Origin of the sequence: Xanthomonas cissicola (assembly GCF_008801575.1) — a bacterium.
GTDB lineage: Bacteria > Pseudomonadota > Gammaproteobacteria > Xanthomonadales > Xanthomonadaceae > Xanthomonas > Xanthomonas cissicola.
Genome location: NZ_VZPL01000051.1, coordinates 17893 through 32765 on the forward strand (window position 1 = coordinate 17893; position 14873 = coordinate 32765).

A 14873-nucleotide genomic window follows, 5' to 3' on the forward strand; every position below is an offset into this window, starting at 1 on the left:
CGTGGCCGCGCTCAAGTGGATGGTCTACGGGCGCTCACCGAGCCTGGATACCTTCTGGGATGACGCACTCAACCTTGGGCGCGTGCCGGCCACCGACTACCGCGCACGTGGGCCGCAGCACGAACCGGAGGTCGTCTATTTCGATCGCTGGGAAGGTCTGGTGCCGACCTGGCGCGCCGCGAGCTTCGAAGCCTTCTTCGCAGTGCTGCGTCAGGCCGAGCTTGATGTCTAAATGTTGGGCCATCCGCGCGCGGCATGAGAAGATGGCCGGATGACTGAGCAGCGCATCATCGCCAGCAGCTCCACCCGCGAAGACGACGCCGCCGATGCGAGCATTCGTCCCAAGCGCCTGGCCGATTATCTCGGTCAGCAGCCGGTGCGCGAGCAGATGGAGATCTACATCCAGGCGGCCAAGGCGCGTGGCGAGGCGATGGATCATGTGCTGATCTTCGGCCCGCCGGGTCTCGGCAAGACCACGCTCAGTCACGTCATCGCCAACGAGCTGGGCGTGAGCCTACGCGTGACCTCCGGCCCGGTGATCGAAAAGGCCGGCGATCTCGCGGCGTTGTTGACCAACCTGCAGCCGCACGATGTGTTGTTCATCGACGAAATCCATCGCCTCTCGCCGGTGGTGGAGGAAGTGCTGTATCCGGCAATGGAAGATTTCCAGATCGACATCATGATCGGCGACGGCCCGGCCGCGCGTTCGATCAAGATCGACCTGCCGCCGTTCACCTTGATCGGTGCCACCACGCGTGCCGGATTGCTGACCGCACCGCTGCGCGACCGCTTCGGCATCGTGCAGCGGCTGGAGTTCTATTCCCCGCAGGAACTGACCCGCATCGTGATCCGCTCGGCGGCGATTCTCGGCATCGACTGCACGGCCGAAGGTGCGGCGGAAATCGCACGCCGTGCGCGCGGCACCCCGCGTATCGCCAACCGCTTGCTGCGTCGCGTGCGCGACTACGCCCAGGTCAAGGCGGCCGGGCATATCGATCTGCCGGTGGCGCAGGCGGCCATGCAGATGCTCAAGGTCGACCCGGAAGGCTTTGACGAGCTCGACCGCCGCATGTTGCGCACCATCGTCGAACACTTCGACGGCGGCCCGGTCGGCGTGGAATCGCTGGCCGCCTCGCTGTCGGAAGAGCGCGGCACGCTGGAAGATGTGATCGAGCCGTACCTGATCCAGCAGGGCTTCCTGATCCGCACCGCGCGCGGCCGCATGGTCACGCCCAAGGCCTATCTGCACCTGGGCCTGAAACCGCCGCGCGAGCGCGCCCCGGGCATCGGCGAACCGGGAGACCTGTTTTGACGACGCTCTGCTGGTCGCCAACCTGGGCCGTCGCGACCGAAGCTCCCTGCCCATGACCATCGAATCCCCATTCCCCAATCCCCAATCCCCGCCGGTATTCAGTTGGCCGACACGCGTCTACTGGGAAGATACCGACGCCGGCGGGGTGGTCTACCACGCGCGCTACGTTGCCTTCATGGAACGCGCGCGCACGGAGTGGATGCGCGCGCTCGGTTACGGGCAGGAGCGTATGCGCCAGGAGCACGACCTGGTGTTTGCGGTTCGCTCGATGCAACTGGATTTCCTCAAGCCGGCCCGGCTCGACGACGCGCTCTCAGTGTCGGCGGTGTTGCTGCGATGCAGACGGGCCAGCCTGCTGTTCGCGCAATCGGTCCGTCGCGAAGGCGAAGTGCTGCTGACCGCCGAGGTGCGCATTGCCGCGCTCGGTACCAGCGACTTCCGCCCGCGTGGCATGGACGATGCGCTGTATGACGTGTTGAAAGCTCTAGAAACCCCAGAATCCGATTACTGAGGAACGAACGGATGTCGATTGCATTGCTCCTGGCCCTGCAGGACACGGTAGTGGAAGCACTGCCGCAGGACGTCGCCGCTGCCGCGGCGCAGACCGCCAGCGTGGCGCACAACAGCAGCATCAACTATGTAGACCTGATCCTGCGCGCCAGTATCCCGGTCAAGATCATCGTGCTGCTGCTGCTGATCGGCTCGTTCATCAGCTGGGTGATCATTTTCCGCAAGGCGCGTGCGTTCAAGCAGGCCAACCGCGAGGCGGACGAGTTCGAAAACCGCTTCTGGTCCGGTGCGGATCTGGCCAAGCTGTACGCCTCGGCAACCGACCGCAACCGGACCGTCGGCGGTCTGGAGTCGATGTTCGAAAGTGGCTTTCGCGAGTTCTCGCGTCTGCGCGACCGCCGCCGTCTGGATGCGCGCGTGCAGTTGGAAGGCGCACAGCGCGCCATGCGCACCGCGTTCACCCGTGAAGTCGATCAGCTCGAACGCAATCTCGAACTGTTGGCCAACATCGGCTCCACTGCGCCGTACGTCGGCCTGGTCGGTACCGTGTTCGGCATCATGGTGACCATGCACGACATGGTCAGCAGCGGCGAGCAGGCCGGTATCGCGGCCGTGGCGCCGGGTATCTCCGAAGCGTTGTTCGCCACCGCCATCGGTCTGTTCGTGGCGATTCCGGCCGTGTGGGCCTACAACCGCTTTACCACCCGCGTGGAACGGCTGTCGGTGCGCTATGAGACCTTCGCCGATGAGTTCAGCTCCATCCTGCAGCGCCAGGCCGGCGCGGACGAGTGATGCGCGCTCCCGGCATGTCCCCGCACGGCGTGACGCGGGAAGTGTCCGGCACGGCCAGTCGCGTCGGTGCACAGTGCCGCGTGCAGGTGTCCCTTTTCGGGGCACCGTGCAAGCGCACTGCCAGCCGGCGCCGAGGACTAATTAGGAACGTTTCGCGATGATTTCCGGTATTTCCCGTCGTAAGAAGCGCAAGCTCAAATCCGACATCAACGTCGTGCCGTATATCGACGTGATGCTCGTGCTGCTGATCATCTTTATGGTCACCGCACCATTGCTGACCCTGAGCACCGACGTCAGCCTGCCCAGTTCGCGCGCCAAGGCGCTGGAGAGCAAGCAGGACCCGGTGGTGGTGGTGGTCGCTGCCGATGGCAAATTGGCCCTGCAACTGCCCAAGGGCAAGCCGCAGGCGATGGACGTGGCCGCGCTGCAGGCGCAGCTGGCTGCCATCGTGGCGCAGGACAAGGACGCACGTGTGGTGGTGGCGGGCGATCGCGCCGCGCCGTACCAGAAGATCATGGATGCCATCGACGTGCTCAAGCAGGCCAAGGTCGAGAAAGTGGGCCTGATTTCCGACTCCGGCGGCACCGCAGGCAGCGATGCACGCTGACGCACTCCCCACGCAAGCGGCGCGCGATGACGGCTGGTTTCGACCGGTCGTCCTGGCGTTGGTCGTGCACGTCCTGGTCGCGCTGGTGTTTATCGCCGGCTGGCTGTGGTCGCCCGAACGCTCGGTGGAACCGGCCGCAGGCGATCCCAGCATGGAAGCTTCGCTGGACGTGTCAGCTGCCGAGGCGCGGGTTGCGCGCCAGGCACTGAAAGCCACGCCGGTCGAAACGCCGCCCCCGCCCGCGCCGTTGCCCGAACCCGCGCCGGAAGACAGCGTGCCACCGCCGCAGCCGATCCCCGAGCCGCGCCCGCAGGATGCGCCCACGCCGCAGCAGGCGCAGGCACAGGAGCGCGTCGCCCAGCCCGACAAGGTCGACCAGGAGCGCGTGGATGCACTGGCCATTTCCGCCGAAAAGGCCAAGCAGGAACAGGAAGCCAAGCGGCGCCAGGAGCAGATCGACCTGACCGAGCGCAAACGCCAGGAAGAGGCCGAGCAGAAATTGCGCCTCGCCAAGCAGCAGGAAGAAGCCGACGCCAAGAAGAAGCAGGCGGCTGCACGGCAGGCGGCGGAAGAAGCCGAACGCCAGAAGAAGATCGCCGACATCCGTCGTCAGCGCGCGCAAGCCGATAAGGAAATGGCGCTCGCCGAGCAGAAGCTGCGCCAGGTCGCCGCCGCACGTGCGCAGCAGGCCTCCGCGGCCGCCGCGACCAGCGCGCAGCCGACCGCAGGGCAGGGCGGTACCAGCACCGACCTGTCGGCCAAGTACGCCGCGGCGATTCAACAGAAAGTGTTGGCGCAGTGGGTGCGTCCGCCGTCGGTGCCGCCAGGCCAGAAATGCACCATCAACATCCGCCAGTTGCCGGGCGGCAGCGTGATGGAGGCCAAGGTGGCGCCGGGCTGCCCCTACGACGAGGCTGGCCAGCGTTCGATCGAAGCCGCCGTACTGAGCGCCCAGCCATTGCCTTACCGCGGATTCGAATCGGTGTTTCAGCGCAACCTGACCTTTGTGTTCACTGCGCAGGATCAGTAACCGTCGTCGGGCTGCGGCTGCCACTGGCGCCGCAGCCTGATGCCCCCAGGTGATGCCCTTGGGGCTGTGCATGTCGCTACACGATCGCTCGCTCCGTTTTCACGTCACCTCATTCACGATTGCGAGTATGTTCACTCGTTGATTGCTATCCCTTGCACACTTTTCCTGCCCGATCCGAGCCGTCCATGAAAAAACCGCTGCGTTGGCTAGCTGCCTTGACCGCCCTGTTGTTGCCGCTGAGCGCGCTCGCGCAGCAGCAAGGTCTCACCATCGATATCGTCGGCGGTAGCGCGTCTGCCACGCCGATCGCCGTCATTCCGATGCCGTATCAGGGCTCGGGCACCGCGCCGCAGACCGACGTGTCCGCCGTGGTCGGCGCCGACCTGGATCGTTCCGGCCAGTTCCGCACGCTGCCGGCCGCGCAGATCGTCGAAAAACCGACCCGTGGCACCGAGGTGCAGTTCCAGACTTGGCGCACCCTCAAGCAGAACTACATCGTGGTCGGCCGCGTCATGGATGCCGGCGAAGGCGCATACCGGGTCGAATACGAATTGTTCGACGTGGCCAAGGGCGAGCGCATGCTTGGCCTGGCGATGACGGCGCGTGCCAACGCAATGCGCGATGTTTCGCACCAGATGGCCGATGCCATCTACGAAAAGATCACTGGCGTACGCGGCGCCTTCTGGACCCGCATTGCCTACGTGACCGCCAGCGGCAAGGGCGGCGCCATGCGTTATGCGCTGATGGTGGCCGACTCGGATGGCTACAATCCGCAGACCATCGTGCGTTCGGCCGAGCCGCTGCTGTCGCCGAACTGGAGCCCGGACGGCAAAAAGCTGGCCTACGTGAGCTTCGAGCGCGGCAACTCGTCGATCTATCTGCAGGACATCGCCACCGGCGCACGCGAACTGGTCTCCAGCTTCCGCGGCATCAACGGCGCGCCGTCGTTTTCGCCGGACGGACGTCGCCTGGCGCTGGCGTTGTCGCGTAGCGGCAACCCGGAAATTTATGTGATGGACCTGGGAAGCAAGCAGCTGACCCAGCTCACCAACCACTTCGGCATCGACACCGAGCCGACCTGGGCGCCGGATGGCGGCAGCATCTACTTCACCTCCGATCGCGGCGGTCGTCCGCAGATCTATCAGGTGGCAGCCAGCGGCGGCAGCGCCAACCGCGTGACCTTCCAGGGCAACTACAACGCCACCGCCAGCGTGTCGTTCGACGGCAAGAAGATTGCCGTGGCACAGGGCAGCGGCAATACCTACCGCATCGCGATGATGGACCGCAGCCTGGGTTCGCCGAGCTGGAGCACGCTGTCGCCGGGTTCTCTGGACGAATCGCCGAGCTTTGCGCCTAACGCCAGCATGGTGTTGTACGCCGCACGCGAAGGTGGCCGTGGCGTGCTGTACGCGGTCTCTTCCGACGCTCGGGTCCGCCAGCGCCTGGTACTGGCCGACGGCGATGTGAGAGAACCCGCATGGGGGCCTTACCGAACCGCGCATTAATGTTAATATTTCGCTGCGTTAAACCACTCATTGGCCCAGAGCCTCCATAGGTACCCCATGAACAAGTCCACCCGCGTCTTGCTTGTCTCCCTGCTGTCCGTTGCTGTGCTGGCTGGTTGCTCGAAGAAGGTGAAGGAAACTCCGCCTCCTGCGACCGATACCACCGCTGGTTCCTCGGTTCCCACCGGCCCGTCCACCTCTGGCCTGTACGGTCCGGGCGACCTGGATACCGATGCCTGCCTGCGTCAGCGCGTTGTTTACTTCGATCTGGATCAGGACTCCCTGAAGCCGGAATTCCAGGCCATCATGGCTTGCCACGCCAAGTACCTGCGTGACCGTCCTTCCTCGCGCATCACCCTGCAGGGCAATGCTGACGAGCGCGGTTCGCGTGAATACAACATGGGTCTGGGCGAGCGTCGCGGCAATGCCGTGTCGTCCTCGCTGCAGGCTGCCGGCGGCTCGGCCAGCCAGCTGACCGTGGTCAGCTACGGCGAAGAGCGTCCGGTCTGCACCGAGTCGAACGAGTCCTGCTGGTCGCAGAACCGCCGCGTCGAAATCGTGTACACGGCTCAGTAAGAAGCGATGCGCTTTCGGGTGACATCCCTGTTCGTCGCGGCGGCCCTTGTGGTCGCCGCGCCGGCATACGCCCAGCGAGCCAGTCTCGCTGATCGTGTGGCCGTGCTCGAGCAGCAGCAGGCCAATAGTCAGGCCAATAACGATCTCCTCAATCAGCTGCAGCAGGCGCGTTCGGACCTGCAGGCGTTGCGGTCGACCGTCGAACAGCTGCAGCACGACAATGAGCAATTCAAGCAGCAGTCCAAGGACCAGTATCTGGACCTGGATGGACGCTTGAACCGGTTGGAAGGCGCAGGTGGCGCAACTCCGCCATTGCCCCCAGCGACCGGCAACGTGACCCCGGCCCCGGCACCCGCCGCGCGGCCCGCAGCGGCGGCAACTTCCGAGAAGCCGCCCACCGTCCACGGCGACCCAGGCACCCTGGCCGTCAGCAACGACGAACGTACTGCGTACAACGTAGCGTTCGATGCGTTGAAGAACGGCAAATACGACGATGCGTCGCAGCTGTTCCTGAGCTTTCTGGAGCTCTATCCCAACGGCGTCTATACCCCCAATGCCTTGTATTGGCTGGGCGAGAGTTATTACGCCACCCGTAATTTCCAGCTTGCCGAGGCGCAGTTCCGCGATCTCGTCAGCCGTTATCCCACGCATGACAAGGCCGCCGGCGGCTTGTTGAAGCTTGGCCTGTCGCAGCATGGCGAAGGCAAGAACAACGAGGCCCAGCAGACCTTGCAGCAGGTCGCTTCGCAGTACCCTGGCTCCGACGCGGCACGCGTTGCGCAGGAGCGCCTGCAGTCCATCCGTCTCGGCCAGCAACTGCGCTGAGCCTGCGCGTCTGTGCCTGTGGGCACGGCGCATACTTTGCCCATGAACGCCGCCGCCGTCCCCAGCGAGATCGTCCAATCGCCATTGCCGCGATTGAAGATCACCGAAATCTTTTTGTCCCTGCAAGGCGAAGCCGAAGCGGCCGGCTGGCCGACGGTATTCGTGCGGCTGACCGGCTGCCCGCTGCGTTGCCACTATTGCGACACCGCCTACGCGTTCCATGGCGGGCAGTGGCATGACATCGACGCGATCGTTGCCGAAGTTGCCAGCCACGGCGTGCGCCATGTCTGCGTGACTGGCGGCGAGCCGTTGGCGCAGAAGCGCTGCCTGGTGCTGCTGCAGAAGCTGTGCGATGCCGGCTTCGATGTTTCGCTGGAGACATCCGGTGCGCTGGACGTGTCTGCCGTCGATTCGCGCGTCTCGCGCGTGGTCGACATCAAGACGCCCGCATCCGGCGAGGAGGCACGCAATCGCTGGGAAAACCTCCCGCTGCTGACCGCGCGCGACCAGATCAAGTTCGTGATCTGCAGCCGCGCCGACTACGAATGGTCGCGCGAGATCGTGGCCGCGCATGCGCTGGATCGCCGCTGCACGGTGTGGTTTTCGCCCAGCAAAAGCGAGGTGAGCCCGCGCCAGCTGGCCGACTGGATCGTAGCCGACCGCTTGCCGGTGCGTTTCCAGATGCAGCTGCACAAGCTGCTGTGGAACGACGAGCCTGGGCGTTGAGGGTCAGGCACGTAGCGCAGCGCATCGTGCGACTGACTTGCGCCGACAAAAAGATCTGGACGGTGTCTTGGTCTGCTCAGGCGGCGGGCAATCCCACCAGTGGCAAAGACCCGATAGACGCTACGCGATGACGTCGCGGCGCATCGGTGCCTGCGCGTTTGCAGGGCAACCGAATACTGCGGAATTTCGGAGCGGATGCCTTCTTGCGGAGCGATGAGGTTCGCTGAAAGCCTTGCTGGAGATGGTGGGCCGTGATGGATTCGAACCATCGACCAAAAGATTAAAAGTCTTCTGCTCTACCGACTGAGCTAACGGCCCACTGACCCGACATTGCGTCGGGGTGCGCATTCTACCCTACGCGAGCGTCAAGACAAAATGGCGTAGTGTGTGGGGTCGGGAATGCCCGCATCGGCGAAGCCGGCCGCGCGCAGGCGGCAGGCGTCGCAGTGGCCGCAGGCGCGCCCATCCGCATCTGCGCGGTAGCAGGAGACGGTGAGGCCGAAGTCCACGCCCAGGCGCACGCCTTCACGGACGATGTCGGCCTTGCTGAGGAACTGCAGTGGTGCGTGCACGCGCAGCCCCGCGCCTTCCACACCTGCCTTGGTGGCCAGGTTGGCCAGCACCTCGAAAGCCCGCACGAACTCGGGACGGCAATCGGGGTAGCCAGAGTAGTCCACCGCATTGACGCCACAGAACAGATCGTTGGCGCCGATGACCTCGCCCCAACCGAGCGCCAGCGACAGCATGATGGTGTTGCGCGCGGGCACATACGTAACGGGGATACCGTCGCCGCCAGCGTCGGGGACCTCCATGTCGTCGGTCAATGCCGAGCCGCCGATGCTGCGCAGGTCCACGTCGACCACCTTGTGCGCAATGGCGCCCTGCGCGGCAGCAACGCGCGCTGCAGCGTCCAGTTCCGACGTATGGCGTTGGCCATAACGAACGCTCAGCGCGTAGACGGCAAAGCCCTGCTCCTGCGCGAGCGCGATGACGGCGGCGGAATCCATGCCACCGGACAATAGAACAACGGCTTTTTTCATGGCGAATCGGCGATCACTGCGGAATAAGCCCGAAGGCTATCAGGGACGATGGTGCAGGGCGACCAGGAGTCGGTCATCGATCCAGGTTTGGCTGCCGCGGGTTGGCCGGCACAGGCAGGAAACAGTGGAATGCGCTTGCGGTATTGGCCGATCGCAAGTGGTTTCTCCCGGCGGCGGCGGCGCGCGTCTTCTTGAGCTGATCCGACGTCAAATACGCGTGATCAGGCGTTCACGTAAGTCCATTTATCGTTCGCTTCAATTTTAGGACCATGACGCAATGGCCGAGCATCAGGAAGACGCAGCGAAATCGCGCATTTACGAGGCCCTGCTACAGGCAACACCGGATCTTTTGTATGTGTTCGATATCCAGCATCGCTTCGTCTACGCCAATCAGGCGTTGTTGACGATGTGGGGAATGCGCTGGGAAGACGCCTGCGGCAAAACCTGCCTGGAACTGGGCTACGAGCCCTGGCATGCGGCCATGCACGATGAAGAGATCGAACAGGTGATCGCAACAGGCCAGCCGGTGCGCGGCGAGGTGCCATTCCCGCATACGACCAAGGGCCTGCGCATCTACGACTACATTTTTACCCCCGTGTTCGGACCCGACGGCAAGGTCGAGGCGATCGCCGGCGCCACGCGCGACATCACCGAACACAAGCAGCATGAGCAGCATCTGCAGCTGTTGATCAACGAGCTCAACCACCGGGTCAAGAATTCGTTGGTGATGGTGCAATCGCTGGCGCGCCAATCGTTCACCAATGCCGGCAGCCTGGGCGACGCACAGGAAAAGCTTGATGCGCGCTTACTGGCGCTGTCGCGGGCACACGACACGCTGACGCGCGAAAATTGGGTCAGCGCCGACATCCTGGAACTGACCCGCGACGCTGCCGCGCTCTATGAGTCGCACGACGGCCAGCGGTTCACGTTGCAGGGTGATTCTTGTCGCCTTGATCCGCGGCGCGCATTGGCGCTGTCGATGGCGCTGCATGAGCTGTGTACCAACGCGCTCAAGCACGGCGCATTATCCTTGCCAGCTGGGAATGTACTGGTTTCGTGGGAGCGCAGCACACGCGGCGAGCAGGAACTGCTTGAATTGATCTGGCGGGAAGCCGGGGGGCCGCCGGTGCAGCCACCCACGCGCAAGGGGTTCGGCACGCGTCTTCTGGAGCGTGGCTTGAAGCACGACCTCAAGGGCGAAGTTGAGCTGTCCTTCGATCCGGCTGGCGTGTGTTTCCGTGTGTCCATCCCGTTGCCGCGCGAGCATATCGAGTCACGGCCATGACCATGCGCGTGCTCCTGGTCGAAGACGAATCGTTGGTGGCGATGCTCCTGGAGGATTGCCTGGCAGAACTGGGTTACGAGGTGGCGGCAACCGTGGCCGACGTGGACGCCGCGCTGCAAGCGGTGCAGGCAGGCAACCTCGACCTGGCACTGCTGGACATCAATCTTGGCGGCACCTTGTCGTTTCCGATTGCAGAAGAACTGGACGCGCGCGGTGTTCCGTATATCTTCGTGACCGGCTATGCCCAGGGCGGGATTCCCGAAAGGTACCGGCACCGGCACGGCCTGCAGAAACCCTTCCATTTTCGTGATCTGAAGCATGCGCTATCGCTTTTGCAGCACCGCAGCGCCGAGTGATCCAGCGCGGGTTTACTGCAGTTGAACGACATTAGTTGCGGGCGAGGAGTTCGATATCGCCGACCGCCACAGTGCCAGGGCGCGCATGGCACGGTCGGCATTCAATCGGCGCGGATAATGCCTTGAATCACCGCTTGGGCGTGCCTGCCCACTGGTTACCTGGCTAGCGTGGCAGGTGCAGCCAACGCGGCGATTAGGGCCGGTAAACTCGGAGCGCCGCAGATGCATGGCAGTCCGGCGATTGGCCGGCGGTGAGATCGGTGGGCGTGGCGTCTATCTGCTGCCACGCAAGCTGGTGGCAGCCGCCTTGCGCAGTGCCTGGCTGAGTTGCTGCAAGGCGTTCGAGCGCACAGCGGTGTATTGCCAGTACAGCGGAACATCGAGCCAGCGGGTGGGGTCGATGATGACGACCTGCCTGTTGCGCACCGCAGGCAGCACCATCGCTTCGGGCGCCAGGCACCAGCCCAGCTCGCGTGCAGCGGCTTCGACAAAGCCGGTGGAGGTGGGCAGGTAATGCGTGGGCGGGGTCAGCCGGGCACGCGTGATCCGCCTGACGAAACGCGCCTGCAAGGTGTCTTTGCGATTGAACACCAGCATCGGCGCCTTCCCCAGCGCGTCGGCGGTAAAGCCGTCCTGGAAATGTGCGGCGACGAACGCTGCCGATGCGATCGCGTGGTAGCGCATCACGCCCAACGCCTGGACATTGCAACCCTGCAGTGGCGCGCGCTCTGAGGTGACCGCGCCCAGCACGCTGCCAGCGCGCAGCAATTCCAGGGTGTGGTCCTGGTCGTCCATCTGTACATCGAACAAAAAGCCGTGCGCCCGGTGCAGCGAAGACAGCGCCTGCAGGAACCAGGTCTGTAACGAGTCGTCATTGACCGCGATGGCGAGGGTGCGTGGATGACCGGCGATGCCATCGCCAGGCAGGAGGTCGGCGACCGCTTCGGCCTCGAGGACCTGCATGGGTTTGAGCCGGCGCAGCAGCCGTTCGCCGGCCGGCGTGGGCCGGCAGGGCGCCGTGCGCATGACCAGTACCTGCCCGAGTCGGTCTTCGAGCGCCTTGATGCGTTGCGAGATTGCCGAGGGCGTCAGTGCAAGACGCTGCGCGGCCGCGTCGAAGCTGCCCTCATCCAGAACGGCTGCGAAGGCGGCCAATTGCGGGTGCAGAAGATCCATGCTTTTGCCGACATTAGAAGTTCTAATGAGCATACAGATTATTTAGTTTTCCTAATCCGACGCGAGGACGCACGATGCACGCCAGCCTCGGAGACAACACCATGATCGTTCAAGCAACAGTGGCCGGTTTCCTTGCCGGTGCCGGTCTCATCGTCGCAATCGGCGCGCAGAATGCGTTCGTGCTGCGGCAGGGGCTCAAGCGCCAGCACGTGGGACTGGTGGTGACGATCTGTGCACTTGGAGATATTGCGCTGATCCTGCTCGGCGTCGCTGGAATCGGCGTGTTGGCGCAGCAATGGTCGGGCCTGCTGCAGGTGTTGCGCTATGCGGGCGCCGCGTTTCTGGCGGTGTATGGATGGATGGCGGCACGCCGTGCCTGGCGCGGAGATGGCGCAATGTCGCCAGCGGAACAGGGCGAAGATCGCTGGCAACGCGCCATGCTCACCTGCCTGGCGTTTACCTTTCTCAACCCGCACGTCTATCTCGATACGATGCTCTTGCTCGGCAGTCTGGCGACGCATTACCCCGGCGCGTTGCGCTGGGCATTTGCACTGGGTGCGTGTGTGGCCAGCGTGAGCTGGTTCTCTGGCCTGGGCTATGGGGCCCGCCTGGTGCAGCCAGTGTTCCGGCATCCGCGTGCGTGGCGGATACTGGATGGACTGATCGCGGTCTTCATGCTGCTGCTGTGCGTGCTGTTGCTGCTCCCCGAGCACGCGGCGCTGCGCTGATCGCTCTGTCCGGAGCGTTATGCAGTCATTGCGCAGGAACTACCGACATATCGGAGCCGGACATCCTGCTGTTCCAATCGTGATCTATTGCAGTCCATCCGCCAGGCCAGGGCCATCGGATCGCCGCCGGTGCAGGGATTGCTCAACAATTCGATATGTTTGGCAGTTTCTTTGACAGCGAACAGGCGGCGTTGGGGTAGATGGTGTCCCTGGAATGTGGCTGCGCCGTTGCAACAGCCAAGCGCGCCTCTCAGGGCGCGCTTGGGACGACGTGAGCGGCTTGTTGCGATTGCCGCCGGTAAGCGCTTCGGTCCGCTCACGCCAGCTGCGCCTTTGGAGGGCAGCCAGCGGGCCACGCCACTGCTCAGGCGTGGCGAACCTTGCTCAACAGATGCGCGACCGGTGCGGTGGCGCGCGTGTCTGCCCGGCGTACCTGCCGTGCATCGATCTTGAAGATGGCGACCGCGTCGGTGAGCTGCACGGCTTGTTCTTCCATGGAGCGGGCGGCGGCAGTGGCTTCTTCCACCAGCGCCGCATTCTGTTGCGTGGTTTCGTCCATGTGCGTGATGGTTTGATTGACCTGTTCGATGCCGGCAGATTGCTCCTGCGAGGCCGCCGAAATTTCGCCCATGATATCGGTGACGCGCTGGACGCTGGCCACGACCTCGCCCATGGTCTTGCCGGCGCTGTGCACCAGTGCCGAGCCTTCGGCCACGCGTTGAACGGAATCGTCGATCAGGTCCTTGATCTCTTTCGCTGCGCCGGAGGAACGCTGCGCCAGCGTGCGTACTTCCGAGGCGACAACCGCAAAGCCACGACCTTGTTCGCCTGCACGGGCAGCTTCCACCGCGGCGTTCAGCGCTAGGATGTTGGTCTGGAAGGCAATGCCGCCGATGACGGAGATGATGTCGGCGATCTTCTTGGACGAGGCTTCGATACCGCTCATCGTGTCTACGACCTTACCAACCACATCGCCACCTTCCGAGGCCACGCGTGCGGCGCCGATCGCCAGTTGATTGGCCTGGCGCGCACTCTCGGCATTCTGCTTGACGGTGGAGGTCAGCTCTTCCATCGAGGCGGCGGTCTCTTCCAGGTTGGCCGCCTGCTGCTCGGTCCGCTGCGACAGATCCTGATTGCCCGCGGCGATCTCGGTGGCAGCCGCGTTGATCGACACTGCCGACTGCTGGATGTTGCCGACGATCTGTGCCAGCTGGCTCGCTGTCGCATTGGCGTCATCGCGCATCTGTGCGAACACGCCGCGGAAGTCGCCGCTCATGCGTGCGGTGAGGTCGCCGGCTGCGATCGACTGCAGCAGTGCCGACAGCGATTGCAGATTGCCGTCCGCGGTGGACATCAACTGGTTCAGGCTCTCCACCATGACGCGGAAGTCGAACTGGAAGCGCTCGACATCGCCGCGGGCACTGAAGTCGCCATTGGCGGCGGCCTGTGCAAGGTGCTTGATCTGGTGATTCATCGCCGACAGGTTGAGCTTGACCTGCGACATGGTGTTGCTGAAGGCGGCCTTTTCGCCCGGCAAGGGCTGCATGTCTTCGGAGAGTTCGCCGATGGCATAGCGCCCCATGATGCGCGCCAGATCGTTTTGCACGGCCACGTGCGAGGCCACCAACGCATTGGTGTCGTTGGCCATGCGGCCGTAGTCGCCCGGGAAGACGGTTGCGTCGATGCGGAAGCTGATCTGGCCGTTGTCATGATGCTTGGCCATGTCGGTCTGCGCCGCGATGAGGTTGCGCAGCTGCAGTTGCATCTTGTCCATGGCCTGCAACAGGCGACCTGTTTCATCCGTTGCAGTGGTGTGCACATCGTTGCGCAGATCGCCTGCGGCAATGGCTTCGGCAGTGCGCGTGGCCTGGCTCAACGGCCTGGTCAGGCTGCGCGTAATCAACCATGTGAGCAACGCACTGATCGCCAGCGCAGCAATGCCGCCGCTGGCCAGGATGATCTTGCCGTTATGCATCGATGCAACGGCTGCCGCGTAAGCATCTTTGCTGAGGCGGCGTTCTAAGGCAGCATTTGCAGCAATCGCGGCTTGTTGCTCGTCCATCGCCGCAGCGGCAGCACCTTGCAACAAGGCTTGCGCTTGCTGATTCTGGTCGCGTATGCCGTAGTCGAGGATCTGGTTGTTGAACTTGACCGAGACGTCGCGCTTTTCCTGCACCAGCGTTAGGGAAGGTCTGAATAACGAGGCCTGAGAGTGCGGGATGTCGCGTCGTTCCGAAGAGTGGCGTTTGAATCTTTGGAATTTCGCCATTTCTGGCGCTTTCCGTGGGAATTTCCTGGTTTACAGGCGCACGCTCCCCATAGCCGGCAGCAACTGCTTTCGCTTCATCCACAGATTGGAGAGCGCAAACAAGGTCAGCACGTGTGCGGTGTTTTTGGCCAGGCCG

General features: G+C 63.8%; 16 protein-coding genes, 1 tRNA gene and 1 pseudogene. 13 read left to right on the top strand and 5 right to left on the bottom strand.

Going from position 1 to position 14873, the window contains the following annotated elements:
* The first annotated feature begins 1 nt into the window (after position 1).
* From F7R02_RS18025 to queE, 10 genes are all read left to right on the top strand, one after another.
* The gene (locus F7R02_RS18025; protein ID WP_078590682.1) at positions 2–232 is read left to right on the top strand and encodes a hypothetical protein; all 231 of its coding nucleotides are present in this window, start codon (positions 2–4) and stop codon (positions 230–232) included.
* 39 nt (positions 233–271) lie between these two features.
* Positions 272–1312: a Holliday junction branch migration DNA helicase RuvB gene (gene ruvB / locus F7R02_RS18030; RefSeq protein ID WP_003482572.1), complete on the top strand. Its 1041-nt coding sequence runs from the start codon at positions 272–274 to the stop codon at positions 1310–1312.
* 52 nt (positions 1313–1364) lie between these two features.
* Positions 1365–1823 carry a tol-pal system-associated acyl-CoA thioesterase gene (gene ybgC / locus F7R02_RS18035; RefSeq protein WP_151210142.1) on the top strand — a complete coding sequence of 153 codons (459 nt, stop codon included), beginning with the start codon at positions 1365–1367 and terminating at the stop codon, positions 1821–1823.
* Between the two features lie 11 nt (positions 1824–1834).
* Complete coding sequence (gene tolQ, locus F7R02_RS18040) at positions 1835–2614, top strand: protein TolQ (RefSeq protein WP_003482569.1); 780 nt, start codon at positions 1835–1837, stop codon at positions 2612–2614.
* A gap of 157 nt (positions 2615–2771) precedes the next feature.
* A complete protein-coding gene (tolR, locus tag F7R02_RS18045) occupies positions 2772–3221 on the top strand; it encodes a protein TolR (protein WP_005913652.1) in 450 nt (149 codons plus the stop codon).
* Positions 3211–4251 carry a cell envelope integrity protein TolA gene (gene tolA, locus F7R02_RS18050; protein ID WP_078586592.1) on the top strand — a complete coding sequence of 347 codons (1041 nt, stop codon included), beginning with the start codon at positions 3211–3213 and terminating at the stop codon, positions 4249–4251. The genes tolR and tolA overlap by 11 nt, the downstream gene beginning before the upstream one ends.
* Before the next feature lie 185 nt (positions 4252–4436).
* A complete protein-coding gene (gene tolB / locus F7R02_RS18055) occupies positions 4437–5756 on the top strand; it encodes a Tol-Pal system beta propeller repeat protein TolB (protein WP_003482565.1) in 1320 nt (439 codons plus the stop codon).
* 57 nt (positions 5757–5813) lie between these two features.
* Positions 5814–6332: a peptidoglycan-associated lipoprotein Pal gene (pal, locus tag F7R02_RS18060; protein ID WP_003482562.1), complete on the top strand. Its 519-nt coding sequence runs from the start codon at positions 5814–5816 to the stop codon at positions 6330–6332.
* 6 nt (positions 6333–6338) lie between these two features.
* Entirely contained in the window at positions 6339–7157 is an 819-nt protein-coding gene (gene ybgF, locus F7R02_RS18065; RefSeq protein ID WP_078589807.1) for a tol-pal system protein YbgF, read from the top strand.
* Between the two features lie 42 nt (positions 7158–7199).
* Entirely contained in the window at positions 7200–7883 is a 684-nt protein-coding gene (queE, locus tag F7R02_RS18070; protein ID WP_005913658.1) for a 7-carboxy-7-deazaguanine synthase QueE, read from the top strand.
* A gap of 242 nt (positions 7884–8125) precedes the next feature.
* Here queE and F7R02_RS18075 read toward each other — a convergent pair.
* Both F7R02_RS18075 and queC read right to left on the bottom strand, forming a co-directional pair.
* Positions 8126–8201, bottom strand: a tRNA-Lys gene (locus F7R02_RS18075).
* A 47-nt stretch (positions 8202–8248) separates the two neighbouring features.
* Positions 8249–8923, bottom strand: coding sequence for a 7-cyano-7-deazaguanine synthase QueC (gene queC / locus F7R02_RS18080; RefSeq protein ID WP_078589806.1), 675 nt, complete (start codon positions 8921–8923; stop codon positions 8249–8251).
* 277 nt (positions 8924–9200) lie between these two features.
* On the opposite strand from queC, the gene F7R02_RS18085 reads away from it, so the two are divergent.
* Entirely contained in the window at positions 9201–10208 is a 1008-nt protein-coding gene (locus F7R02_RS18085) for a sensor histidine kinase (protein ID WP_033484373.1), read from the top strand.
* Entirely contained in the window at positions 10205–10564 is a 360-nt protein-coding gene (locus F7R02_RS18090) for a response regulator (RefSeq protein ID WP_003482555.1), read from the top strand. The genes F7R02_RS18085 and F7R02_RS18090 overlap by 4 nt, the downstream gene beginning before the upstream one ends.
* 273 nt (positions 10565–10837) lie before the next feature.
* Here the strand turns inward: F7R02_RS18090 and F7R02_RS18095 are convergent, their stop codons facing one another.
* Positions 10838–11740 carry a LysR family transcriptional regulator ArgP gene (locus tag F7R02_RS18095; protein ID WP_005913662.1) on the bottom strand — a complete coding sequence of 301 codons (903 nt, stop codon included), beginning with the start codon at positions 11738–11740 and terminating at the stop codon, positions 10838–10840.
* A 101-nt stretch (positions 11741–11841) separates the two neighbouring features.
* On the opposite strand from F7R02_RS18095, the gene F7R02_RS18100 reads away from it, so the two are divergent.
* Positions 11842–12468 (top strand): LysE/ArgO family amino acid transporter, encoded by a 627-nt coding sequence (locus tag F7R02_RS18100; protein WP_033484371.1) that lies wholly within the window; start codon positions 11842–11844, stop codon positions 12466–12468.
* Positions 12469–12832: 364 nt separating this feature from the next.
* Here the strand turns inward: F7R02_RS18100 and F7R02_RS18105 are convergent, their stop codons facing one another.
* Positions 12833–14644 (bottom strand): methyl-accepting chemotaxis protein, encoded by a 1812-nt coding sequence (locus F7R02_RS18105; protein WP_276529129.1) that lies wholly within the window; start codon positions 14642–14644, stop codon positions 12833–12835.
* A gap of 123 nt (positions 14645–14767) precedes the next feature.
* Positions 14768–14873: pseudogene (locus tag F7R02_RS18110) on the bottom strand (IS5/IS1182 family transposase); the annotation flags it as partial.

What these genes read in the sequence shown, in the direction of transcription:
- F7R02_RS18095 (WP_005913662.1), bottom strand. Translation starts at nt 11,740, where the DNA reads ATGGATCTTCTGCACCCGCAATTGGCCGCCTTCGCAGCCGTTCTGGAT.
- tolR (WP_005913652.1), top strand. Translation starts at nt 2,772, where the DNA reads ATGATTTCCGGTATTTCCCGTCGTAAGAAGCGCAAGCTCAAATCCGAC.
- tolQ (WP_003482569.1), top strand. Translation starts at nt 1,835, where the DNA reads ATGTCGATTGCATTGCTCCTGGCCCTGCAGGACACGGTAGTGGAAGCA.
- ruvB (WP_003482572.1), top strand. Translation starts at nt 272, where the DNA reads ATGACTGAGCAGCGCATCATCGCCAGCAGCTCCACCCGCGAAGACGAC.
- queE (WP_005913658.1), top strand. Translation starts at nt 7,200, where the DNA reads ATGAACGCCGCCGCCGTCCCCAGCGAGATCGTCCAATCGCCATTGCCG.
- tolA (WP_078586592.1), top strand. Translation starts at nt 3,211, where the DNA reads ATGCACGCTGACGCACTCCCCACGCAAGCGGCGCGCGATGACGGCTGG.
- pal (WP_003482562.1), top strand. Translation starts at nt 5,814, where the DNA reads ATGAACAAGTCCACCCGCGTCTTGCTTGTCTCCCTGCTGTCCGTTGCT.
- queC (WP_078589806.1), bottom strand. Translation starts at nt 8,923, where the DNA reads ATGAAAAAAGCCGTTGTTCTATTGTCCGGTGGCATGGATTCCGCCGCC.
- ybgC (WP_151210142.1), top strand. Translation starts at nt 1,365, where the DNA reads ATGACCATCGAATCCCCATTCCCCAATCCCCAATCCCCGCCGGTATTC.
- F7R02_RS18090 (WP_003482555.1), top strand. Translation starts at nt 10,205, where the DNA reads ATGACCATGCGCGTGCTCCTGGTCGAAGACGAATCGTTGGTGGCGATG.
- F7R02_RS18100 (WP_033484371.1), top strand. Translation starts at nt 11,842, where the DNA reads ATGATCGTTCAAGCAACAGTGGCCGGTTTCCTTGCCGGTGCCGGTCTC.
- F7R02_RS18085 (WP_033484373.1), top strand. Translation starts at nt 9,201, where the DNA reads ATGGCCGAGCATCAGGAAGACGCAGCGAAATCGCGCATTTACGAGGCC.
- ybgF (WP_078589807.1), top strand. Translation starts at nt 6,339, where the DNA reads ATGCGCTTTCGGGTGACATCCCTGTTCGTCGCGGCGGCCCTTGTGGTC.
- tolB (WP_003482565.1), top strand. Translation starts at nt 4,437, where the DNA reads ATGAAAAAACCGCTGCGTTGGCTAGCTGCCTTGACCGCCCTGTTGTTG.